25 protein-coding genes are annotated in these 23,122 nt (G+C 61.7%); 4 read left to right on the plus strand and 21 right to left on the minus strand.

Annotation, left to right across the window (positions count from 1 at the left end; translation table 11 throughout):
• Positions 1–81: 81 nt before the first annotated feature.
• The 7 genes from IV500_RS04465 to IV500_RS04495 all read right to left on the minus strand — a co-directional run bounded on the left by IV500_RS04465 (position 82) and on the right by IV500_RS04495 (position 6,881).
• Positions 82–795, minus strand: a complete 714-nt coding sequence (locus tag IV500_RS04465; protein WP_196395626.1) for a hypothetical protein — start codon at positions 793–795, stop codon at positions 82–84.
• A gap of 130 nt (positions 796–925) precedes the next feature.
• Positions 926–3,988: a hypothetical protein gene (locus IV500_RS04470; RefSeq protein ID WP_196395627.1), complete on the minus strand. Its 3,063-nt coding sequence runs from the start codon at positions 3,986–3,988 to the stop codon at positions 926–928.
• A complete protein-coding gene (locus IV500_RS04475; RefSeq protein ID WP_196395628.1) occupies positions 3,985–4,437 on the minus strand; it encodes a hypothetical protein in 453 nt (150 codons plus the stop codon). The genes IV500_RS04470 and IV500_RS04475 overlap by 4 nt, the downstream gene beginning before the upstream one ends.
• Positions 4,438–4,510: 73 nt before the next feature.
• Complete coding sequence (locus tag IV500_RS04480) at positions 4,511–4,852, minus strand: hypothetical protein (protein WP_196395629.1); 342 nt, start codon at positions 4,850–4,852, stop codon at positions 4,511–4,513.
• A gap of 101 nt (positions 4,853–4,953) precedes the next feature.
• Positions 4,954–5,373 (minus strand): hypothetical protein, encoded by a 420-nt coding sequence (locus IV500_RS04485; protein WP_196395630.1) that lies wholly within the window; start codon positions 5,371–5,373, stop codon positions 4,954–4,956.
• A gap of 10 nt (positions 5,374–5,383) precedes the next feature.
• Positions 5,384–6,409: an RNA polymerase sigma factor gene (locus IV500_RS04490; RefSeq protein WP_196395631.1), complete on the minus strand. Its 1,026-nt coding sequence runs from the start codon at positions 6,407–6,409 to the stop codon at positions 5,384–5,386.
• Positions 6,410–6,491: 82 nt separating this feature from the next.
• Entirely contained in the window at positions 6,492–6,881 is a 390-nt protein-coding gene (locus IV500_RS04495; RefSeq protein ID WP_230854485.1) for a hypothetical protein, read from the minus strand.
• A gap of 229 nt (positions 6,882–7,110) precedes the next feature.
• Here IV500_RS04495 and IV500_RS04500 point away from each other — a divergent pair, with 229 nt between their 5' ends.
• Positions 7,111–7,851 (plus strand): DUF2637 domain-containing protein, encoded by a 741-nt coding sequence (locus IV500_RS04500; RefSeq protein WP_196395632.1) that lies wholly within the window; start codon positions 7,111–7,113, stop codon positions 7,849–7,851.
• On the opposite strand, the gene IV500_RS04505 is transcribed toward IV500_RS04500, so the two are convergent.
• From IV500_RS04505 to IV500_RS04530, 6 genes are all read right to left on the minus strand, one after another.
• Positions 7,848–8,465 carry a hypothetical protein gene (locus IV500_RS04505; protein WP_196395633.1) on the minus strand — a complete coding sequence of 206 codons (618 nt, stop codon included), beginning with the start codon at positions 8,463–8,465 and terminating at the stop codon, positions 7,848–7,850. The two genes, IV500_RS04500 and IV500_RS04505, sit on opposite strands and share 4 nt — an antisense overlap.
• A gap of 38 nt (positions 8,466–8,503) precedes the next feature.
• Positions 8,504–9,178: a hypothetical protein gene (locus IV500_RS04510; RefSeq protein ID WP_196395634.1), complete on the minus strand. Its 675-nt coding sequence runs from the start codon at positions 9,176–9,178 to the stop codon at positions 8,504–8,506.
• 61 nt (positions 9,179–9,239) lie between these two features.
• On the minus strand, positions 9,240–12,002 hold the full coding sequence (locus tag IV500_RS04515) for an SNF2-related protein (RefSeq protein WP_196395635.1): 2,763 nt from the start codon (positions 12,000–12,002) through the stop codon (positions 9,240–9,242).
• 35 nt (positions 12,003–12,037) lie between these two features.
• Positions 12,038–12,718, minus strand: coding sequence for a M23 family metallopeptidase (locus IV500_RS04520; protein ID WP_196395636.1), 681 nt, complete (start codon positions 12,716–12,718; stop codon positions 12,038–12,040).
• A gap of 44 nt (positions 12,719–12,762) precedes the next feature.
• Positions 12,763–13,044 (minus strand): hypothetical protein, encoded by a 282-nt coding sequence (locus tag IV500_RS04525; protein WP_196395637.1) that lies wholly within the window; start codon positions 13,042–13,044, stop codon positions 12,763–12,765.
• A 157-nt stretch (positions 13,045–13,201) separates the two neighbouring features.
• Complete coding sequence (locus IV500_RS04530) at positions 13,202–13,378, minus strand: hypothetical protein (RefSeq protein WP_196395638.1); 177 nt, start codon at positions 13,376–13,378, stop codon at positions 13,202–13,204.
• Positions 13,379–13,508: 130 nt separating this feature from the next.
• Between IV500_RS04530 and fabG the strand changes: the two genes are divergently transcribed.
• The 3 genes from fabG (at position 13,509) to IV500_RS04545 (ending at position 15,434) form a co-directional block, all read left to right on the plus strand.
• Entirely contained in the window at positions 13,509–14,231 is a 723-nt protein-coding gene (gene fabG / locus IV500_RS04535) for a 3-oxoacyl-ACP reductase FabG (protein WP_196395783.1), read from the plus strand.
• Positions 14,232–14,314: 83 nt separating this feature from the next.
• Positions 14,315–14,863 (plus strand): helix-turn-helix domain-containing protein, encoded by a 549-nt coding sequence (locus IV500_RS04540; protein WP_196395639.1) that lies wholly within the window; start codon positions 14,315–14,317, stop codon positions 14,861–14,863.
• A complete protein-coding gene (locus IV500_RS04545; RefSeq protein ID WP_196395640.1) occupies positions 14,850–15,434 on the plus strand; it encodes a DUF6036 family nucleotidyltransferase in 585 nt (194 codons plus the stop codon). Before IV500_RS04540 ends, IV500_RS04545 begins: the two co-directional genes overlap by 14 nt.
• On the opposite strand, the gene IV500_RS04550 is transcribed toward IV500_RS04545, so the two are convergent.
• The 8 genes from IV500_RS04550 to IV500_RS04585 all read right to left on the minus strand — a co-directional run bounded on the left by IV500_RS04550 (position 15,431) and on the right by IV500_RS04585 (position 23,040).
• Positions 15,431–15,961, minus strand: coding sequence for a hypothetical protein (locus IV500_RS04550; RefSeq protein ID WP_196395641.1), 531 nt, complete (start codon positions 15,959–15,961; stop codon positions 15,431–15,433). The genes IV500_RS04545 and IV500_RS04550 overlap by 4 nt on opposite strands.
• A 63-nt stretch (positions 15,962–16,024) precedes the next feature.
• Entirely contained in the window at positions 16,025–17,146 is a 1,122-nt protein-coding gene (locus IV500_RS04555) for a site-specific DNA-methyltransferase (protein ID WP_196395642.1), read from the minus strand.
• Positions 17,147–17,168: 22 nt separating this feature from the next.
• The gene (locus IV500_RS04560) at positions 17,169–17,642 is read right to left on the minus strand and encodes a hypothetical protein (protein WP_196395784.1); all 474 of its coding nucleotides are present in this window, start codon (positions 17,640–17,642) and stop codon (positions 17,169–17,171) included.
• Between the two features lie 5 nt (positions 17,643–17,647).
• Entirely contained in the window at positions 17,648–18,535 is an 888-nt protein-coding gene (locus IV500_RS04565) for a helicase associated domain-containing protein (RefSeq protein WP_312875833.1), read from the minus strand.
• A 120-nt stretch (positions 18,536–18,655) separates the two neighbouring features.
• The gene (locus IV500_RS04570; RefSeq protein WP_196395644.1) at positions 18,656–18,979 is read right to left on the minus strand and encodes a glutaredoxin domain-containing protein; all 324 of its coding nucleotides are present in this window, start codon (positions 18,977–18,979) and stop codon (positions 18,656–18,658) included.
• Between the two features lie 83 nt (positions 18,980–19,062).
• Entirely contained in the window at positions 19,063–21,312 is a 2,250-nt protein-coding gene (locus tag IV500_RS04575; RefSeq protein ID WP_196395645.1) for an ATP-dependent DNA helicase, read from the minus strand.
• 124 nt (positions 21,313–21,436) lie between these two features.
• Entirely contained in the window at positions 21,437–21,880 is a 444-nt protein-coding gene (locus IV500_RS04580; protein ID WP_196395646.1) for a hypothetical protein, read from the minus strand.
• The gene (locus IV500_RS04585; protein WP_312875834.1) at positions 21,877–23,040 is read right to left on the minus strand and encodes a hypothetical protein; all 1,164 of its coding nucleotides are present in this window, start codon (positions 23,038–23,040) and stop codon (positions 21,877–21,879) included. Before IV500_RS04585 ends, IV500_RS04580 begins: the two co-directional genes overlap by 4 nt.
• Between the last annotated feature and the right edge of the window lie 82 nt (positions 23,041–23,122).

Here is a 23,122-nt window from a genome sequence, read left to right on the forward strand (position 1 = left end):
GTCCTTCTTCATGCACCATGGAAGCTCAGGAGTACACAAAAGGCCCCTCCGAAAGATGAAGGGGCCTTCGTTTTGGGCGGCTCAGTATTGGGCGAAGTCCGAGCGCTGGTGAACGAGTTGTTCGTGAATGCCGGAGAGCTGCTCAGACTGGCTCTCCACCGCCCTCAGAAGTGCCTCAGCATCGTTCCGGAAGATCTTCTCCATCGAGTACCGGACATCCCAAAGGCTGTATTTTTTGTCGATCTCGAGGACGGTGAGTGTCTCATCGAAAAGCTCAATCGGCTCGTTGAGGACCTTGTCTCCCTCGCCGGGAAAGCGCTGCGAGTTAGGCCGGTGCGCGAGCATCTTGGCTGCCCGGATGAGCTGGCGGGTGTCATACTCGCCGAGGCGTTCGGGGCGCTTAGCGACAACGCCCGGAAGTGCCGAAAGACGGTGCTGCTCATATTCTTGTTTGAACCGCTGCTGGTACTCCGGCAAGTGCCTGTCTTTCGGCACTGGGTTCTGTTTCTCCCAGTTGGCCCGCCACCGGGCCATCGTCTGGTCCAAGTCACGGTCAATTTCCTCGGAACGGTACTTGACGTAAGCATCGGCCACCTGATCAATGACCTCGTCGGGGATCTCCACTCTGGACCAGAACTGAATGCAGTGGTCAGCTGTTGCGGACGGGGCAGGGTTGAGGAACGAACCGTCGGCTCGGTCAAAAAGTCGGATGGGTGCCTCCGAGTGCTGGGTTGGCGCAAACTGTCCGCCGACAGTAATGCCCTGCGGCTGACGGTTGAGGCCTTCTGATGTCATGGTCGGTGAGCTCCCTTGATGCTTGCGACGCGTCGCGGGTGCTCGGCGTCAATATTACTGGACATGGACGGTGTACTGCGGCTAAATGCCTCCTACCAGCTTGTGTCCGGCAGGAGGCATTTTCGACGAACTAGACGATAGGAAGTTGCGCTGTCGTCGGAACGGCACTACTGGCCCCATCGACAGCTCCACTGTCGGGGCGTGCCTCTTTCTGAGTGGCCCTGGGCGCCGGAGGCGTCCCTGCCGACTGCCCGGTCATATCTTCCGAGCCGTTTTGGCTCGTGCTGATTTTTGGCGCCCTCGGCTCTTTCGGTGCCTTTTGCTTCATCTGGTGACGCATCGCCTCACGGTAAGTCTCGGTGCGTGCATCGTCCATCGCGCGCCGCGTCTTCGGCAGGTTGTTTACTCCAGCGCCGATGGCCTTTTTAGCTGCCCAGGCACCCGCTGCGACTGGAACCACAGCCAGGGCCGGCGTAGTCAGAGCCAGCAGCGCACCTCCGGCGATAGCCCCGGCACCGTACTTGGCGACCGTGCGGACAGGACGTTCCCGGAACTGCTGCCCGGCGGCGGACCAGGAATTCGCCACCGAGGCCATGGCCTTCTCACGCATCGTGGTCGGTAGCGGTGCGAGGCCGAGTTCGACCCGGCGTTGCTTCTCGAACTTCCGAGCCTCGACACGCTCGTCCGCGGCACCGGACCGCATCGCCTTCCGATCTGTGGCACTCATCCGGCCACTGGCCAACCTGGAGTTCGCCACGTTGGAGTTGATGAGGTCCACGTGGTCGAGCTTGCCGTCCGCGTATCCGCGACGGACCTGCTCGGCGTTAACCATTCCCGCAGTTGTCCGGCCTGTCGCGGGCTGAGCTGACGTAACCTGTTCTGCCGTCGACTGCTCAACCGTGCCCTGCTCGGTGGCCTGCTCATCTGTCGTCGGCTGCTCAACAGTGGCCTGCTCATCGGTGGTCGAGTCGATGTTCTCAGTGACCTCGCCCTTACGTGGCTTGGCAGCGCCGACGGCTGCACCTCCCGCTGCTCCTGCACCGAATGCACCCCCAAGGCTGACGCCGCCGCGGCGACCCTTGCCACCGAGCCCGCCCGGAAGACCTCCGGCTGCAGGAAGAGCCCCGCGGTTACCGGCACCGACTGGCGCGGCAGAACCTCTTCGGGAGGACGGGACACCCTTGCCAAGCCGACCGCCGGAGGCGGCAGACATTGCGCTGTTCAGCCCGCGTCCGCTGGCACGCTTGGCTGCACCCATGGCTTTGGCGCCGTGCCTGCGGGCCTGGCCGTCCAGAAGAGATCCGACCCCTGCAGCAGCGGCGCCGCCGACAGCAGCCGTGGAGGCGCCCCAGGCGAGTCCGGCGGATAGCTTGAACGGGGATGGGACCTTCATGACCTTCGTGAACATCATGTGGAGCAGATAGACGGCCATCAGGGGTGACAAACCGGTCCAGAAGGTCGAGACCAGGGAGCCGTCACCGCCAAGGAACGTGGCGCCCATGTCCTGCAGCATCTTGGACAGGACTGCGACAAGGGCGAAGATCATCTGAATACCGAAGACGAAAATGTTCATCCCGAGGAGCATCTTCACGAATGAGGAGAGCTTGTCTGTGCCGGCGCTTGGCAGCAGGCACATAATGACGAGGAAGAAAGCGGTGATGATCATGATCACCATGGCGACCTTAGCGACGATGATCGCGATGGCGATTGCACCGAAGACACCCAGCATGGCCAGCGCCGACAGGTTGTAAGCGAAGACCGAGGTCATGCCCTGGAAGTTGTAGTTGCCGTGCAGGGTCAGGATGTAGTCGCGCAGTTTCAAATCCGACGGGATGCGTTTTTGAACGTCGCCCGTGCTGGAAGGCCAGTTCATGGCTCCCGGCACGTCTCCACCCTCCATAAACCAGGTCCGGCAATCATCCTGGGAAACTTTGTGGTCCTTGTCTCCGTCGGCGAAGTTAGCCTGAATGGTCCAGCTGCCGGCATCACCGGGGTTAGCGTGCATGTCGTTCAGACGGCAGGTCGACCAGCCGATCATGGACCGGTCCCGGCTGACTGTGTCAGTGGGCTGCCATGCCTGGGAAAAGTAGTTCGACACCTTGTAGCCGTTGTCGCCCCAGAAGCGGGTCATGGTGCCGCGGACACTGGAAGCACCGGCCCCGCCGGCGTCTGTAGCCTCATCACCCATGACGGGGACTCCGGAATTCCAATCCAGCAGGTGGCAGTACGTGTTGTCATCCAATCCGCTGGTACCGAACTGCGCTGTCCGCCAGGTTTTGAGCCCGGTGCCTTCCCAGAGGGTGGACATGATCATTGGAACGCCGGAGGAGAGTTTGTCGGCGCCGGTCCCGTACGTCGATTGGTAGCCGGCTTTCAAAGACTGGATGTAGTTTGAGCAGCCGAGCGGATTGGCGGTGTCGTAGATTCCGGTTGGGGTCGTCGGCATGGCCAGTGCGGCGGCCGGGGCGGAAGCCAGTGAGGAGACCGTTTTGTTCAGTGTCGTGACAATCCAGCCCGGGGACATCAGGCCTGGTTTGTAGCTGGCAGTGCTGCCGTCCGCACCTCCGCCTGTAGAGGCCATCGCGCCGCCCACCATGAGGGCAAGAAGGCCGACGATGGCACCCTTGGCAACGATGGTTTTCCATGCGGCACCGCCGCGGCGGCGGGCCTGAAACAGCAGAATAGCGATGGAGATGACAACGATGCCGGCCAGTAGCCCGGATCCGAGGACTGCGCTTCCGACGGTCGCACCCACCTTGTCGGCGGCACCACCCATGGAGTCGAGCATGCAGAAGTTGATGGCGAACGAGGACAACCCTGTGCCGAGGGACCACATGAAGTTACCCGTGGACATGCCGCCGGCGATAAGTGCGTGGCGCTGCAGCAGTGTGGCCGTATCGGAGAACATGGTGTTATCGAGCCGGGAATGCAGGTTCGCGGTCGCATCCGCCCACCTGTTCACAGGAAGCAGCGGAGAAGTGGAGGCGTACTTGCCACTGCTGTCAGATGAGGTCCCGCAGGCATTAGTCGAAATGCTAGGGCTACCGTCGACGATCTTGGCGGGCGCGGAAACCGCCACAGACGCCCGTTCAAAAGAGGGTGCGGCAGCACTGGCTGCCGGCGCATAGCCAAGGACCAGTGTGGCCATCACGATGAGCGTCCCGATTAGGCGGGGGAACAAGGACTTTTTCATCGGGAAAGCGCCTCAAAATCTTCGAAGTGGTTGGACTGCTTGGGCCGGGAGTCATCGTCGTCGCGGTAGACGGGGACGGTGATCTGGCGAATGGTGCCGAAATTTTCGCCGCTGACATCGATCGGCTGGCCACAGAGGTAGAACGTGTTCACATTGGAACGCTTTTTGTCGAACATGGCCTGATAGGTCCGCAGCTTCAGACCTTCCTTGGAGCGGCGTTCGATGAGCATGAACGCGGCAATTTCCACTGCAGGGATCCACAGGAGCGCCCAGGTGCTGAGCATCGGGAGAAATACTGCTGTCAGGATGCCACCCGGAACCATCGCGAATACGGCGATCCAGAAGGTCCTCCATTTCATTTCCACTGTGCCGATGACTGTGGTTCGGTCGGCACCTGATGTGCGTCCCGTCATCGGGGTCAGCAGGTACAGGGAATTTATGGAGGCCAAGAGGTGGTCCCTTCAGTCGTGAGCCGGGGCTGGAAAGCCCCGGCTCATCGATGGTTCATGCCCGAAGGCCGGGCTAGGAGCCTGAGGTTGCCGTCTGGGCAAGCTTGATGGCAATGTTCGCGACGAAGTCGAGGATGCCGAGGAGCAACGGGAACAGGAGTGCCGGTGCCGCGAGGATGGCACCGGGGATCAGTGCGCCCCACAGCGGCTGGGATCCCTGGCCCATGCCGCCTCCACGGCGCCGGTCCCAGGCCCATTTGATGACGGCGAAGACCACGAGGCAGACACCAACGATGGTCATGAGAGTTGTAATACCCGGGAACCCAGTGGTGATGGCGCCCCAGAAAGCGTCCCAGCCTCCCTTGAGGTTCACTTTGTCAGCTGCCGCCGGGACGGCCATCGGAAGTGCGATCATTTCGTACCTTTCTTGGACGCACCCGCCGGTGGCGAATGTCGTTTCTGTGCTGCGGAGTACTTCTACTCATTGACATGCGTAGAGATTGGCGGGACGGCGGTTCAGTGTGAAATGAGCCCCATGACCCGCTGAACTTTCGGGTCGCTGGTGAGTCGTTCACGGTTCGTGTCCGACAAGTCCCAGCCGGCCAGTGCAGCGGCGCGCACCAGGGGGTGGGGATCTTCAGCTGCCCTGTCGGCAGTGCCTGCGTAACCGGTGTTCACGGCCGCCAGGCGCACTGACGTCGGTTGGTCGGCTTCGGAGAGACGCTCCAGGACGTCATCCGGGACCCGGATGCTGGAGGTCACCTCCGCCCGGACCAACGGATCGCTGCTCTGGGCCAGCGTGCGGATCTGTTCGACGTCGGCATCCCCTACTGAGGGAAGATCCGTGTCCGCAATGTGGAGCGCTGGCTCCGTGTGCGCCGAAGCGGCGAACTGGCCGCCGCCTCGGACTCCTTTGGGTACTCGGTTCGTGGACACTTCAGGGCTCCTAGATGTTCTTGCTGTGTTTGTTGTTGGCGATTGCCATAGCGGACATCCACATGGTCTGGGCGCGGTCCGTGCCGAAGCGCTCGAGCGTGTCGACAACCTTTTCCTGCTCCTCGAAACCGATGTCACCGAACGGTGCGAAAAGTGCTTCGGTGGCTTCACCGTCATTTCCGAGCGACCATGCCTTGCAGGCGCCCAGGACGCCGTCGTCGTGCTTATCCATGACGCCGCGGTGCTTGGTGACCTGGCGCTGCGAAAGGCTGCCCGGCTGGGACATCGGAACGCCGGTGCTTTCGGCGACGGCATTCCAGGCAAGCCGCTTCATTTCTGCTTTGTGTGCAGCGCCCGTCTCTTCCATAGCTTGGTGAGCGCGGTCCATGTAGGAGCCCGGCTCAATGTAGTGGCCACTGGTTTCCGGGTTCATGAGCTTTGCTCCGAGGGTCGATTCAACGCCGCCGGCCTCTCCGTTAGGTGCGTCGAGGGAGCGGTCGAACGTGCGGGCGATACGGAAATCTTTAGCTGGCTTGTGACGGGGATCGTGCCATTCGTCCCGTACTGTCTGGGCGAGACTGTCCTTTTCACGCTGCGTCATAGGGCGCCCGGTTTCGGCTTCGATTTCTTCTCGGTGCTTCTCGAAAACACGGTAGGCGCGGCGGTCTTCGGCACGGAAAACTGTCTGGGTCGCTTGAACGGTCCGGTTGGCGGCGGTGGACGTCAGCCACTGCTTGTAGTCGGTGACTTTGTTGCCGCGGTTCATTGCCTCAAGGAACTGAAGCATCGTCTCCTGGGCGATGTCGTCCTCGTCCACAATGATCGACTTCTCGCCCTGGTTGTAGCGGCGGCGCCAGACCTTAGTGGAGCTGTAGCTGATTTCCATAACTTCCTCGGGGGAAGTGAGTTCGTTCAGGCGCTGTGTGGCCAGGCTCAGGGTCGGCTCGGCGTGCGCTGTCGCTGCGAATTGGCCACCTGTTGGGATGCCCTTCGGGACGCGGATCGTGCCGGCTGAGGATGCGATGTCGTTGCTCATGTCTGATGTGTGTGCGGCAACTTTGCAAAACGCGCAGCATCCGGTAAAAAATGTCCCGGATCACATGTTTAGGATCGTCAGGTCAGCACCGGTCCAGGATCTTTTTGGCCAACGAGCGGGTCCGCTCGGACACCGCGGTTCCATCACGGTCGGCGTTATCCATCAGGGTGGCCGTGTACTTGCAAAGCGTGGCGTGGGCCTCCGCGGGCCACTGCTTCGGGTTCAGCAGAGTGTTAGCAACCCCGTCAGCCGCTGGACCTGGCGCCTTGGCATCAGCGGTCATCTGGGCCAGTTCCAGTGAAGCGGTGATCTTCGCGTCAGGGGTGCCGAAGCGTGCCGCCTCGTAAGCGGTGCGTCCTTCAGGAGTGAGGTCTACAGCTGCGCCCCTCTGCCCGTCGGAACAGCCAGTAACGGCAGTCAGGATCAGTGCTGCGGAGGCCAGTACGAGGAGGGTCTTTCGATGGTTGCTCATGGCCCTCATGTGTGCGGGCGCATGGGTCTCTTTCACCGCAGTCCCGAGGTGGTCCATTAAGTGGTCCATTTAGTGGTCCTTTTAGTGGTCCATCGTGGTGGTCCATCGTGGTGGTCCACGGTGGTCCTTTTAGTGGTCCATGTCATCGCCGGCCGCGTTGTCGTAGGCCGGTCCTAGACTGGGCCTTCCAACGGTCAAGCCGGACCCTTGGCAAGGGAGGAAGCGACGAATGACTTCACGAATCGAACCCGACAGCCGGACGATGGTGCTGCTCTCACTGACCCTGGTCGGGATCCTGGCGGCAGCAAGTTTCACCCTCTCGTTCTTAGGCCTGATCCAGGCGGCATCCTGGGCTGGGATTCCCGAGTATCTGCGATGGCTGGTGCCTATCGTTGTGGACTCAACAATCCTCGTATATGCCGTTGCGGCCAGTGTTCAAAGGGCCAGAGGGGAATCGACGAGCCTTTCCTGGCTGGCCGTCGGCTTCTTCACACTCGTCTCCGTCCTGGCCAACGGTGCCCATGTTCTGGCACCTGCAGGGGTGCAAAGGGACCTTGATTCGACCGTCATTTTTGGGGCCTTCCTGGCAGCCATCATGCCTGTCAGCCTGTTCTTCGCGACGGAAACAACCGTGAATCTGGTGGTGGCTCCGGCGCACGGTACGGTCGCCCAACGTCGCAAGCGGGCCCGCGATCAAGTGGTCCGCGCGGACCAAATGGACCACTCAAAGGACCAGTGGACCACTTCGGGTGGACCACGAAAAGGACCACTGGGTGGACCAGTAAAAGGACCACTAATGGACCACCCACGGACCACCCCTAAAACACGTGCCGAAGTGGACCCGGTGAAGGTCCGCGAAATGGCAGAAACGGGGCTCAGTCAGAGAGTCATTGCGCAGCGCCTCGGGGTGTCCAAAACGACTGTTGCCAGGGCACTCTCAGATTCCAGTGATCCAGTTCCAGCGCACTAGCGGGCGGCTTGCCGAGCGCTTTCCTCGGCGTCGCGGGCGCGCTTCTCCTCGAACCGTTCGCTGCTGGGTGTCTCGAGCTGGGGTCGGTTGGTGAACGATTCGGAATCAAAAATCAGCTCGTCATCGTCGCCCTCGATAGTGAAATCTTCCGCGACGCGGGCCAGGAGTCCGTATTTGTCCCAAGCCACGTCATCCCACTTCTTGATCTCGTCCAGGCCAAGGTGCCGTTCGAAGAGCAGGCCGATGAACGCCTGGACCTCGAGCATGTCGCTGCTGGAGAAATCGTCGTAGACCTGGATGCCGTCGGCGAAGCGGATGATCCGGTAGCCCTTGTAGCTCGCGTAGTGGACGTGCTGAATGAACAGGAAGGGCGTGCTGTCTCCGGAGAACTCGTTCAGCGATGTCCCCTCGCTGTAGTCGTATTCGCTCTCACCGCTGAAGTCGAGCTCGCGAAGGCGGTCCAGTGTTAGCCCCAGTCCGTCGGCCATGTACACATTGCCGCTCAAATAGCACGGCGCTGAGACCGGATCGTTGGCCATGAGCCGCGGGTCCTGCTTGAAGTAGACGTGAATCAGACCGGTCTCTTTGTTGACCAGGTACATGTTCTTGTTCATGGACTGCTTCCTGTTCGGGGAGGCTTGCTTGCCTCAGATCAGGCGAAGGGGTCTTCGTCATCGGCGACATCAACGACGTCGTAGACGGGCTCCGCGGAGGTCGGTGTAGCTGCGGGAATATCTTCAGGTGCGGATTCGATCTGCGGACCTGCCGGGGGCTCTGCCTCCAATACCTGGCGAGGTTCAGGTACATCGTCAGGTATGTGTTCAAGGACGGGTGCGGGTTTCGAGGTAGCACTGGCTGGCGTGGCTTTTCTGGCGGCCGCGGCCGGTACCTTTGGTTCCGTCGCGGATTTGGCTGCAGGGGTAGCGGTAGCCGCCTTCGCAGTGCCCGCAGCTGTCTTCGGGGCGGTGATGCCGGTGGCCGCAGCGACTTTGAAGGGTTTGCCTTCGCAGCCTGCGGTGACCATACACCGGGACGGTGCCGTGTCTGCTGTCAGCACGTAATGTTCGCAGACCGGGCAGATGACCGGGATGACGGCAGGGGCGACTTTGACGAGGTTCAGGACCGGCTGCCACGCGTTGATGGTGTCCAGCTGAGGATCGGTGAGGTCGACAGCTTTGAAGGCTTTGACGACGAGCAGGTTGCCTGCACCCATGGCGTCAACGAGTTCCGGCCAGGTGTTCTGTTTGGCTTTTTTGAGCAGCGCGATACCCAGGCTGACCGCTTCGGCCAAGCCTTTGTACTCGGGTTTCGTCTTCAGTCCAGCCATCAGCAGGGACTCGCGATGAGGCTCATGTTCATCATGTGTGCGGCATCCGGCTCAGCGCTCATCATGCGGCCAGCTCGTACCCGCGAATGAGCAGGATGTCCTGGACAATGTTTTCCACGATGTCGCCCAGGGACTTGAAGCTCTTTTCGAGTTCTTTGTCTTCCTCGGTCAGGACCTCGTACGCATTGGTTTGCTCATTCAGCACGGAGGTCATGCGGGTGACGTTATTGTCCGCACCGGGCATCAGGACGTCGAGGTCTTTTGCCTTGTTCCGGAGGATGGCACGCATATGGGCATCCAGAGTGTTGGTGGCCAGCAGGGTAGTGACCATGCAGGTGTTCTGCTGCCCGATGCGGTGCGCCCGGTCTTCGGCCTGACTGATGTTCGCCGGTGTCCAGTCCGTTTCGATGAAGATCGTGTCGGAGCTGGCGGTCAGCGTGATGCCGAAGCCGGCGGCCCCGATAGAACAGAAGATGACCCCGATCTCACCGTTTTGCATCCTGTCGGCGACGAGCTGGCGCTTGTGCTGGGCCACTCCCCCGTCGATAAAACCGGCGTCGGCGATCCCGGCCTTTTCGACCGCTTCGATAAGGGCCTGCATGACCGGCTGGTGGTGGACCCAGACAATCAGCGGTCGGGTATAGACGCGTTTGCCGTTACGGACCTCGGTGGTTGCTTCCATCCATTCGGAAATGATCTCGATGGCAGCCGGGATTTTGGCGATGCCCGCGGCGGCGCGCAGCGGGGTGATCAGATCGACCCTGGACCTTGCGAAATCCTTGATGGATTCCTTGGAGATAATCTCACCAGCAGCGCGCTGTTCGTCAATCCATTCGGTGACTTTCTCATACAAGGTGTCGTGGGCGGCCTTGAAGCCTTTCGGATCGATTTCGACGTATCGGGTGGTGCGCAGCTTGGGTGGGAGCTGTTTGAGGACGGCGCTCTTGTTCCGCCGCACCCAGCAGCTGTGGGAGAGCATCTGTTCAAGCTGGGGCAGCATTTTGCGGTTGGGCAGGAACGCGCCGAAGTGGTTCTGCGTCGTGTAGGTCTCCATGAACTTGGACGCCCCGCCGAACACAGGATCCAGGAGGCCGGCGATGGCGAGCATATTGGTACCCTCAGCCGGGTTCTGCAGGAACGGAGTGCCGGTCATGGGTAGACGCAGGGCATCGACGGAGCACGCCAGGTTGCGGTTGGCGGTGGCCCGTTTGCCGGCCCAGGTGCGGGAACGGTGCACTTCATCAAACAGGGCGGCCTGCGGCGCCCACGCGACCAGATCGTCCAGAAGCTCAGGGCGGGAGCCGAGCAGGGAATCGGCAACAACCACAACACCGGCCTCAGGGAACGGCGGGACTTTCTTGCCGGCCCTGATCGGGACAATGTACGCCGGGAAATCTGGTTTCTTTGGCGGCGCTTTGGGCTTAGCCTTCGATTTCCGCTTCGAAGGTGCAGGCTCGACTACGGGATCAACGGGTGGCTGGATTCTTTTTAGCCCCGGGCCGAGTGCGGCGTATGCTTCGCGGCACCAGTTCTCCACCACCAGGGGCGGGACAATGATGACAGTGCGTCGGGAACGGGCGATCGCAGCTGCGGCGAGGGCTTGCCGGGTGTTATGGCACCAGAGGTCTTCGGCGATGTAGTTGGCTCCATCTGGGACCGTCAGGTCGTAGACCCAGCCGTCATAGTCGCTGTACTCAACAGAGATGACACGGGTCCACCGGAGAGGTGTATCGTCATCGGGTTCAGCTATCGTGTCTCCGGCCTTGATAGCTCCCGTCCACCCACTGGGTGTCAGGAACTTGTGCGGCAGTGTGGCAGTGATGGATGCGCCAGAGGCGGTGCGGATGCTCTTGACCGGTGCGCTGATCCGTTCCCGGTAGAGGTGCGATGCGTCCACTGTCCGGGCAACCGTGGCACTGTCGTTGAGGGCCTGGACGCGCATCTGACCCGGGCTCAGGGCGATGATTTCGCCAATCCCGTCGTAGTCCGGTGTCGGCCTCGACGCCGAGGCTGCGTCATTCCACAGCTGCTCAATGGGCGCGTAGGAGCCGTTAGCCAGTACACGGGTTTCAGGCAATACGCATTTACCGAGCCCCGGCGCATCCGCCAGCGCCCTGTGCCCGCCGGCGATAGCGTAGGCTCCGGCGACCTGGAACGGGTAGAGGGCGAGACCGAACCATGTGGGCAGATAGCCGGAGTGGGTGGCCACGATGTCAATGAGTTCCTGGGTGCGCGGGGAGAGCTCGTGCTGGAAATCTCCTTCGACTCCTGTGGAGGATGCGAGTTCCCGTGCCGCGGCGCGGACGTTGGCCGGGATGGCCTCTAATTGCCGGGCGGTGACAGCGGCGTCCAGGGTGTCCTGGTCTAACCGCATGCCTTTTTTGGGTTCGCCGTCGTCGGTGACCAGGTCGGCGAGCATGACCTCGAAACGTTGGCGGGTTTTGTCCCAGACTGCGCCGGGACCAAGGATCATACTGACCCGTTCGAAGCCGGCCATCCGGGGCCGGACGAACGCCATGTGCGGGAATCGTTGTGACCGCTGGATGATGGGGCGCCATAGGGTTTCGAGTGAGGTGAGCCCCGCCAGGTCCCCGGTAGCTTCCGAAAAGTCCACGTCGATCTTGGCGGCGGCAAAGAATTTGTCCGGATTGATTCCGGTTCCGGTGATGTACCAGGTCTTTTCCGAGTTGTCCCAGCGGCGGCCGGGGAGTTTCTTCATCCAGTCCTGGGCGGACTTGCCGCTGGGCAGCGTGGCACCCCATCCGAATTTGAAGCGGAGTTCAGGGTTGCGGTAGGTCCCGGTAAGGACAGCGGTGAGGGCCATGGCTTTTCCTATGCGGGCAGCCGGCCGACGGCGGTTTACAGCCAGCCGAGCGGATCTACGACGTCGCCGTTCAGGTCGACCTCGAAGTGCAGGTGACAGCCGGTGGAGGCCCCGGTGGTACCAACATGGGCGATCACGTCCCCACGCCGGAGTTGCTGGCCGAGGGTGACGTCGAAGGAGTCGAGATGGTTGTACGTGGTTTTGAGCCCGTCAGCGTGCTGTATTTCGACCCGGTTACCGCCGCCGTAGGGATGCCATCCGGCGAAGACGACTGTTCCTCCGGTTGCGGCAAAAACATCAGTTCCGCACGGCGCTGAGAAGTCCTGGCCGCGGTGGAATTCTTCGGCACCGGGGATCGGGCTGGACCTTGAGCCGAATGGTGATGTGGGTGTCAGGACTGTGAGCGGGGCCGATAGTGTGCCCTTGGTGGATGTCGGGCCTGGTGTTCCTCCGGTCGAGGACATCATCTGGATGAGCTTTTCATCAGGTGTCGGGGCCGGGCGGGTTGTGACCAGGGTATGGGTGAACTGGAGGGTGACGCTGGCGGCCGTGATGGGCTGATCGGGTGAAGGTCCGTCATCGGCCTGGGCTGCGGTGCTGCCCAGGAGTGCCAGCGATACAGCGACGGCGACACTGATGGCCGCGGCTCGTCCTTTGTGGCGGTGTTTTCGCGTGGTTTCCGTTTTACAGGTCCGGACCAGTTGATGAGGTTTCATGGCCAATATGTGTACGGAGCCCCTTGGAGCCCTCCCCGCCTTGGCTATGCGGCGAGGGTGTAGCTGGTGACAGAGCGGTCCTGATCGTCGTAGACAACAACCTGTGGTTCCTCGGCACTGGATGCGGTGGACATGCTCAGTGCGAGTGTGTTGCGGACAGTACGTGCAGCTTCTTTATCGGCCAGCCCGGTCGCGAACTCGGCCGGAGCAGCGGAGGCGGAAACACTGACGTACCACTTGGAATTGTCGGTTTGACGCATCGAGATATGGGTCGTGGCCGACGCCTTTACTAGGGTACCTGCAGTGGTTTCGATCCAAACATCCATGAGAATCTCCTGGGTGGTTTGCGGTTGGTTTCCTTGCCTTTTATGTGTGCGGAAAGAGCATTGCCGGTCCCCGTTTTAGCCCTTCACCGACAAACATTTCCGGGCACAGAAAAACCGCCGCATGGTACTTTACGGCGGCTTTATATGTGCCGGGACTTCAGCTGTCGTGGCCGGTGACTTTGCGGCTGAAAACGGACAACGGCTGGACGGGTGCGGTGATGATGTCCCGGCGGTCACCGGCGTTTGGCGCTGCGGAGTCGAGCAGATCGACGGTGACGATTTCACGTTTGCGCAGCTGGTCGATCGTGATCTGAGGAGTACGGGTCGGGGCCATGGTTGGTCTTCCTGTCAGTGCGGACGCTTCTACTCCCAAGCATGCGTAGACGTGCCGGGGAAGGCCGTGCAGATCCAGCCGGTAAGCTGTCACGGTCCTAAAACGGAAGGAAAAACCCATGGCAAACGCAATGACGGAACAGACCGGTGCACGCAGTGTGCTCATCACAGGAGGAAACAGGGGAATCGGGCTGGCTATTGCCCGCTCATTCCTGGCAAACAGAGACAAGGTAGCTGTCACATACCGGACCAAAACAGAGCTTCCCGACGGAATCCTGGGGGTACAGGCTGACGTCACCGACGCTGCCTCGATTGACGCAGCTTTCAAGACCGTGGAAGCCGCTCACGGCCCGGTGGAAGTGCTGGTTCCCAACGCAGGCATCACCAAGGACACCCTCCTGATGCGGATGAGCGAAGACGACTTCACATCCGTCATTGACACAAACCTGACCGGCGCTTTCCGGGTCGTGCAGCGCGCCACCAAGGGGATGATGAAGCTGCGCAAGGGCCGGATCGTGCTGATCTCCTCTGTCTCCGGGATCTACGGAGCCCCCGGACAGGTCAACTATTCAGCGTCGAAGGCCGGCCTCATCGGAATCGCCCGGTCGATCACCCGTGAACTCGGCGGCCGCGGCATCACTGCGAACGTCATCATGCCCGGCATCGTGCTCACCGAAATGTTCGGTGAAGTCTCCGAGGAGATGAAAGCCAAGTATCTGGCCGGCATCCCGGCCGGACGCTTCTCCAGCCCCGAGGAGATCGCCGACGTGGTCCGCTGGCTGGCAAGCGATGAGGCGGCCTACATTTCCGGGGCGCTCATCCCGGTCGACGGCGGCGGAAGCATGGGCCACTAAGCCCTTTCTGTAGGCCACCGCAGCCCTGTTCGGCAATGCAGAAAGTGTATAAGCGGGCCGATGTGCGGGGGTACCATACAGCTATGGACGAGAAGCTGATTGACTGCCTGGTTGACGAAGCCAAAGAACTGGCAAGACAAACCGAATCTGCCCGCAATGTCATGATGGCAGCGGCACGGCGCAGACAGGAGACAATCTTGGCCCTAAAAGCAGCCGGCCTTTCAGTGCGAGCCATCGCGGCACGCCTCGGCAGCAGCCCGTCTGTGGTGCAGGACGCCCTCCGGACTGCCGTATCCCGGCACCCCCGTGCCGCCCGACGCGAAGAAAGGTTCCCATACGAGCTTCACGTACTCCTCGGAGCCAAGCTCCGCGAGCACCCGGAACAGCTTCGGCGGCTTGCGAGGGAAAACCTTGCCCGCATGCGTGAGACACAACGGGCACCGATCGCCGAGAACTGGATCAACAGGTGGGAGGAAATTCTCAGCCTCCCCGTCGCCGAGATGGAACGGGAGATGTTGAGGGATGACGAAGAGGGCCGGGATATGAGACAGATCAGCCCTTTCGCCGGCGCCCTTGACCCGGATGAGCGCTTGATTGCGATGAGGAAGGCACAACACCTTGCAAAGGCATGAGCTCGAGCACGCCATCCGTGCCGCCGCTTCGATCCTCCGACAGGACCGGGTCATCATCATCGGCAGCCAGTCGATCCTTGGCTCGTTCACAGAGGACCAGTTACCGGCCTCCGTGACGATGTCGCCGGAAGTCGACATAGCCCCTATGAGCGACCACGATGCAGAAGCCCTTGCAGACCAGCTCAGCTTCGATGTCGGTGAGCTGTCCGCCTTCCACTCATTCAATGGTTTCTACATCGAGGGCGTGGGAAAGCGGACAGCAATTCTCCCTCCGGGCTGGGAGTACCGGCTCGTCGGGGTCCGTAACGAGGACACTAACTATGCCACCGGTCTGTGTCTGGAACCGCTCGATCTGTGCGCGGCCAAGCTCATGGCTCATCGGGAGAAAGACCTCGAATACGTCCTTGCCCTCATCGATGTCGGTATCATCGACCCCGTGGCCCTTGCCGAGAGGGTGGCTTCCATCAATCTGGATGAGGTCCAAAGCGACCAAAGCCGTGAAGTTCTCGACTGGCGACAACGGGGGTCTGCCATCTGGCTGGCCCGGCAGAAATCTGCTTTCCGGCTTTAGGCGGCCTTTGCAGCAACCACCTCTGCAGTGTCGGCTTGCAGGAGCACGATCCCGCGCTCACCGGCCGGCGTGGCCACAATTGCGGTGTGATCGTCCAGGAACACCGTCAGCTTCTCGAGGGCGGCGTCGATGACCTCCATGTCGGGTGCCGGGTTGTTAGCCAGGTAGAGGTCCGCTGCCAAAGCAAACGAGCCAGGGAAATCCCAGTCGCCGTCCAGGACCCAGCGGAGTATCTCCTTCGCCTTGTCTGCGTTCAGGACGTCCATGTCCTCAGGGCTGGCCGTCCCATCGGTCAGGCGCTTCAGCTCTCCCCCGACATCTATCCCGTGCCGGTTCAGAGTCAGGTGGACGACAGCGAGGCGGACCAGTTCCTGCAGATGCGGCAGGGAGCCGTCGATGAGCTCTCCGGCGCTTCCGGCGGCAGAGGCGAATGCGGCCAGGGCGGCAGGAGAAGCGTGGCCTTGCAACACAATCAGGAGCCCTTCAGGCGCTTCGGAAAGGGTGGCGGGCAGCGTGTGAACGGTCATCGGGTAAGTCTTTCGGTTTGCGGTGCGTGGGGCGCGCTTGTGCTCACAAGGGCGGCAGCAGCTTTATGCGGCGGCCATGGACGGCGCCCGGACGGAGTAGGAAGCAGTTGAGGTTATGTAGCCGCTCATCGGCAGCGGGTCGGTGCCGGCGAGGACTCCGTCAATGCGGGGCGCGATGTAGTTCTGGATCGTTTCAGGACTCAGTTCCACACCGATCCAGTTCCGGCCAAGCTTCTGGGCAACAGCCAGGGTGGTCCCGGAGCCGGCGAAGCAGTCCAGGACAGTGTCGCCGGGCTCGGTGGCCGCCGCGATGAGCCGTTCCAGCAGAGCTTCGGGCTTGGGCGTGTCGAATGCGGCACCCATCTCGGTGCCGAAAATGGCTTCACTTTCGGCGCGGGCATCCTCGTTAGTAGGCGAGCCGTTGATCCGGAACGACTGCAGGTTGGTCAGGACCTTGCCTTTGGATTCCTGGGAGACGAAGGACGGGCGCAGCATCTGCCGCGGGCTGATGAACGCGCCAGGGGTCTCGGCCATCTTGTTCACAGCGTCCTGGCCGTACCGGAAAGGCCCGGTCATCCGGAAGGAATTCTTATTGGTGCCGTTCTCCACGGTCAGGTCATCGAGCAGATCCGAGATGATGGTCGGGGTGTTCATTGGGCCGGCAGGGATGGTCTGGTCCGGGAAATTGAACGTCATGCACCCGGCCGGGAATTCGAGCACGGACGGTTTGTTGCCCTTGTTGTGGACGGGGATCCGTTTGCCGACTTCAGTGGATGAATGAACCAAGGGCGCCATTTTGGACTTGTCCTTCGCGTAAATCAGGACATGGTCGGTGACATCGGCGAGGTGCGCGTGCAGGAAAGATCCGCGGTTCTTCTTTTCCCAGATCATCGTTCCGACGTAATTGCGGTCCCCGAAGACGTCGTCCATGATGCAGCGGACGCGGTGAATGTACCGGTCATCCAAGTGGACGAAGATGCTTCCATCCTCGGTGAGGGTGTTCCTGACTCCGGTGAAGGTGCGCTCCAGCATGTCCAACCAGTCCTTCACCGGGGATGAGTCGCTGTACTGGGCGAACTTCCGGCCTGTGTTGTACGGGGCGTCCAGATAGGCCATTTTGACGGTGCTGTGGATTTGGGTGTCTGCCAGTGCGCTGTCTGCGGTATCGCAGAAAAGTAGGTTCATGGCAGCCCCTATGCTGGAACTTTTACGACGGGTGTCGTTTAAGCGCGAACATCGGAATGGCCCTCCCGACTGGCCGATCAGGTGATGCTTCCAGCCAACCCGGGCAGTGCGCCTTCAGCCAGGCACGGCGTACCAGCGGCAAGCTCCCGCTGTGCTCCAGTGCCCGTTGGCTGTTAAGCCAGATGGCAATGAGCTTCTCGCCCTTTGCTTCGGCACCCATGTCAGGTAGCCGGCCGTAGGCGAGCACGAAGTCCGAAGCTTCCCGTGCCCGTTCCTGCCAGATGTCCTCCGGCGAGGACCTCCAGCCGGGAAGATGATGGTCCAAGAATGATGTGCGGAACGGGTCCATGGTGCCAGCACAGTCCGCGACACGCTGCTGGTTCAGCCAGATACCGGCACCGCACTCGTAACTGGACGATGACGCTGCCGAAGGCCAGCGGCCGTGCTCGGCATAGAAACTTGCCACAAGTTCAATGGTTTTCTTTTCATCCAGCATCCCGGTCACACCCTCTGCTTGACCCGCAGCCAACCGGCGGCGACGGTGTCCAGCGTTTCCAGACGGGAAGCACACAGCCGGCCGGCCCTGGCCGAGGCGCGCTGCGTGCCCAACCAACGGGCGAGGGTTCTCTCTGCCGGTGCGCCCACGCTCGGCCACCGGCCCTCGGTTTCCCGAAACAGGCCCACGGCCGTGGCCTGCGTCGACCAGAGCATTTCCCGGCCGTCAAGGTCTGGCAGCCAGCCCGGAACGTTCTTGTCCAGCCATTTGCGGCGCGCCTTCGTGATCCTTCCGGCCCGTGCCAGACCGCGCTGGTAGTTCATCCACCGGTACAGTCCGGATTCCTCAGCGGAGGAACCGATGCTGGCCGGGAGTCGACCGGAGAAGTCGACAAAGTTGGCGAGATCTTCAGCTCGGCCCAGCCAGAGTAATTCCGGATCCGCCGCGGGTCGGTCCCACCCGTGGGCGAGGGAATCCAGAGCTGCTTGGCGGCCAGCACTCAGATATCCAGCTGCGGCTGCACGGCGCTGGGATTTGAGCCAGACCTTCAACTGACCCTTGACCGGGGTGCCCGAGGTGAGGGTCTCCGCCAGAAAAGTCAGTTGGGAGTTCCAGCGTTCCTGCCGTGACTGGCGCCAGCCGGGAATCCGGGCGTCCAGGAAGCTGCGGTGGACCTCCGTCATGCGGCCCTGCTGGGCGGCGCGGCGCTGGACGGCCAGCCAGCCGGCCATCTCGTCTTCAGTCGGCTCAGCGCCGGGTCCTGGAAGGTTACCGGAGCGTTCCACAAAGGCGCTAACCACGGCGGCCATCTCGGTCCACGGGTCGTTTCCGTCACCGGTGGCGGCGGGGCTTACCGGTGCAGCCTGTGGCGCCGGGATCGTCAATGTCTTCACACGGTAAAGCATGCGTAGAGATCGCTGGCACGGCCGCTCCGGCGAAGGCAGGATCCTTCCTGACGGGCAAGCAAAAAACCCGCCGTTCCGGGATGGGCGGCGGGTTTTGCGTGGGGCGGGTCAGGCTGCGATGAGTTCGCGGACCTCGACGGGGGCTGTGCGCTCGACCAAAGGGTCGTTCTTCAGCTCGCCGGTCTTGATCGGGTTGAAGCCGGACCACTTGTCGATAATGACTCCGTCCTGGTAGATGACAACGACGGGGGCCTGCGTAAAGCCGAGGTCTTTGCAGAACTCGCGGTTCTCGTCAGTGGTGCCGTCCAGCTTGGTGACGTGCAGGTCGGTTTTGGCAAGGGCGCGGTCCATGGCGTTGCACTGGACGCAGCCTTTTTCCTTGCTGAAAATGGTGACGGACTTCGGTGAGGTGGAGAGCGTGACGGGTGACATGATGTCTGCCTTTCGGGCTGGTGGGTGATGTTCGGTGGTGTGTGTGCCGGTAATGAATCTGTGTGCGGCGCCGGCGAAAAGTGTCAGGACGCGAGAGCGAACGCGGCGTCACTGATCCGGTGGAGGTACTCTTCGGCCACCGTCTGGCTGGTTGTGACCTTGCTGAACCGGCCGGCGGCGTCCTTGTAAACCTTGCGGGTCGGCTCCGGATAGGACACCGGCCCGGTCTTGAGCATCCGCGGATCAAGGATGGCAGCCATCCCGAAATCGGACACGGACCGGATCAGCCGGCCCAGAGCCTGTTCCAGGAGCAGAGCGGCATCGGAAACGTAAACGTAAAGGTCCGCGGACCATTTGCTGGTCTGCAGGGCATCCATGATCGCTTCGACGCGTGCATCATCAACCGGGTTACCGGCCGCCCGCGGGATCCGGTCAATGGTGACCAGCGAGCAGGTGCGGCCTTTAGCGTCCACCCCTGTCATGAACGATTTGGTGCCGACCAGGACGGATTTTTCATCGTCGCGCCACAGGTTGGTCAGCTGCTGTGTGGAAAGGCCATCCCATTGGGAGTGGACGGTCCAGCGGCCTTTCGCGGCGCGGCGGAGGGCGGCGGCGTACGCTTTGCCGGCGGCGGAGTTCGCTGACAGGATCAGCGCCGAACCTGCGTTGGCTTCAACAAGGTCGACGTTCCTCTTCGTCGCCCACGCCTGGTGAAGGGCACCGTTGAATTTGCCTTTGGTGCCTGGCCGCCATCCGGGAAACATTTCCGGGATCTCCGCCGGCGTCAGCTTGGGAATGTAGAGCAGCGAATCGTCATACGCTTTGTCGAACGGTGACGGGTAGTTGACGTTCTCAGCGGTCAGCCCGACCTGGTACCCGAACCGGGACGGCAGGGTCGCGGAAACGGCAATGACGGTCATCGGGTACGTCTCTGTCTCCTCATCGACAGGCTCCCCGGCTTCCTTCATGGCCTGAACGGTTTCGTCTTCCTCATCCACCATCACTGGTGCAGTCCACAAATTAGCCTGCAGGAGCCCGGAAATGTTCACCGGTGAAGCATTCGCGCACCAGTACGGGGTCTGCGATTTTGCGTTCACAGGAGGGGTCTTGGATTCGATCCACCGGGCAGTACCGATCCGGTGGAGTTTGACCTGGCCGACCGCGCCGATGAAAGCATCCAGACGGCCGGAGAGACGCTTGGCTTTGAGCCGTGCCTGCATGTTTTTGGACTTGGCGATCCCATCGAGGGCACTTTTCACGCTACGGGCCCAGGCAATCAGGATGTCACCGGTCGTTTCGACCGGGTCGGCGTCCTCCTTGATTTTGCAGACTTCGCCCGACTTCGTGTACTTGGCTATCTCGGAGAGTTCATCTTCCAGCTCGATAGCCAGGGCGTTGCCCTCTTTGATGAGCCTGCCGACAGCAGGATCGGACTCATCCAGGGTCCGGGAAATGGATCTGGTCAAGGACATCACAGCCGCAGAAGAGACTTCGCTGGCGCCGGCGGAGCGCACATTCGCGGGAAGGGCGTGGGCTTCGTCGATCATGATGATGTGGAATTCGCCGAGGGTTTTGTTGCCGATGATGACGGGGACACCCTTGGCGGCTTGGACGGCGAGCATGGAGTGGTTGGTGACGACAATGTCCGCGTCGGCGGCTTTGGCGCGTGCAGCGCGCGGCTTGCAGAGATCGAAGATAGGGCAGGCGTCCCCGATGCATTCGGACGGGCCGACGGAGACGGCATCCCACAGTTCCGTGGTGGTGTTCCCGGTGTAGGACTGTTTGTCTCCGGCCTGGTCAGCTGTCAGTGACAACGCCCACAGCAGCAGTGGTACACCGTTGACAGGGTCGAAAGGCCGGCCGTCCAAGTACAGGCGCTTCTGGTTGGTGAGGCGTTTGACCTTGGACCGGAGCGAGGGCAGCGACGGCCGCTGGCCGACCGTGTCAGTCAGGGCCTCCGCCGAGTCGCGGGCGGACTGCCCGCAGACGTAGTTGGAAAACCCTTTCAGGACGGCGACCTTGGGTTTGGTGCCGGTGACTCTCTCGCACGCGGCGGCCGCGACGGGGGCGTCCTTGAGCAGGATCTGGCTCAACAGTGCCAGGGATTCGGTGCTGATGACGGTCCGCTGACCATACTTGGCCGCAGCGATCATAGCGGGGGCAAGCAGGCTGAACGACTTTCCTACGCCTGTAGGACATGCGCCCACCACGTGACCGGTGGTGCGGATGGCTTCCTCGATGTGGTCGACGAGGGAGACCTGGCCGGGGCGTCCTTGGGCGTCAGGGATTCCGGTGGCGAGCCGGACTGTTTCGGTGAGGGTCTTCTGCATCATGGCAGCCTCTATGCTTCCTGCCCTGTTGCGGGCGTCCTGAGATGGGGGGACCCGCCCACCTCTTGGGGTGGTGGCGGGTCCGTGCCGGTGCGGACCGGCGGGGGTGCGTATGGCTGTGCGGGCTTTACGCAGTCTTGGTTCGGCTGGAGCCCTTGGGCTTCCTTGCGGATGCTGTGGAGGGCTCCTTGGCCTTGCCGCGGCGGAACAGGTCATTGACCGGGATGGTGCGTTCGGTGACCCAGGCGCGGTGCAGCATCCACGTTTCACCGAAAAGGATGACAACGAAAGGATTTGACGAAGATTCGGAGACCATGAGGACCAGGCCGAGCAGCGCAACCCAGCGGTACCATCGCCTCCACCCCGACGGCATCAGGGTCATGGTGATGATTCCGGGAAGGACGATCGCCAAGGGAACCATCCACCATGCGAGGCTCATAGGGACCAGGGAAAGCACCACAGCGATGATAATGATGTGCGTGATCGTGACGGCGGTGAAGCCGACCCAACGGAGCGAGGGGAGAAGTTCTGTGCGGTTGAAACGGTTTTTAATCTTGTCGATGATGTTCATGCGGCGTCAGGCACCTTGACTTCCAGATCGGTGAGGGACCGGATGAGCCGGTCGAGCTGTTCGTACATGTCGGTTTCATTCAGCCCCAGGCGCTGGCCTTTGAAGGCGAGGGCGCGGGTGAAAACGGCGGGCGCCTTCAAAATGGCAATCCTGCGGCCGGCGACCCTTTCATCGCGGTAGTCGGAGCCGGTGGTGTCGAACGATGAATACGCCTCGAATTCCAGGGCGATGAACGCCTCGCAGGTCTCATCAGCCAGGCGGGCCCATCCCCGCCCTTTACCCAAGGCACGGACGGAAGCGCGGAAGGAACGCAGCACCGTGCGGGAAGGACGGGCACGATCGGCCAAGACCGAGTCAACGAGGACCCCGGCAACACGCGGTGCGGCGCGGGTGAGGGCGTCGATCTGGTCAAAGCTGTAGTCATCCCAGAGAGCCATGAGGCCTTCGTCGATCACTTCGTACGGTTCGCCTTCAATCAGGGCACGCATTGCGGCAATTGAACGGTGGGCCAGACCCGGCTCGGCGTCAACCATCGTCTTGAGCCGTTTGCGTTCCAGGATTTGGGGGCGGACAAGCGCAGGGACGCTGTAACCGTGCATGATGGTGGCGGCCTGGGCTGCGAGTTTGGAGCTGTCACGCAGGTGCCGTGTTTTGGACCGCAGCCAGTCAGCGGCGTCTTCCATGGTCTGGCTGATGTGTATCGGGTCGTTACGGTCGACGCTGGTCGCGTTATGGAAAGCCGCGTACGGACCGGCAACCCATCCACTGTCCTGCCACTGACGCATGGGGCTCGGGTCCACAAGGGTTAGCTTCGACGTCGTGCGCGTCTGGATGTTGCGAAGAATAGACAAGCGGCTTGCCCGCAGCAACTGCCGGGCCCAACCGGAGACCGACGCGTCCAGGCCGAGGTCCAGGTCGAAGCCTCCCGGCTCGTTCTGCATCACCTTCTGAAAGAGCAGCTCATCCATCTCAGTAGCCAGGTCGTGCATCAGCTGCAGTCCGAGAACCGTCTTTTCTTTGGAGACAGCGCCGGCGATACCCGAGCGGTGGAGGGACTCGGCGATAAGCCGGCGGGTCTCCGACGCACCAACCAGACCGTCAGCGTGGCGCTGCAGGATGTCGTGGCATTCGGAGTCAGTAATCTGGGAGGTCAGGTGCACAGATGTTATGTGTGCGGCTGTTCTGACAAACGTCACCGAGTGAGGCGTGTAACGTCCGACACAGGAGGAAAAGCCCGGAATC

Source organism: Arthrobacter terrae (assembly GCF_015708085.1).
GTDB lineage: Bacteria > Actinomycetota > Actinomycetes > Actinomycetales > Micrococcaceae > Arthrobacter_M > Arthrobacter_M terrae.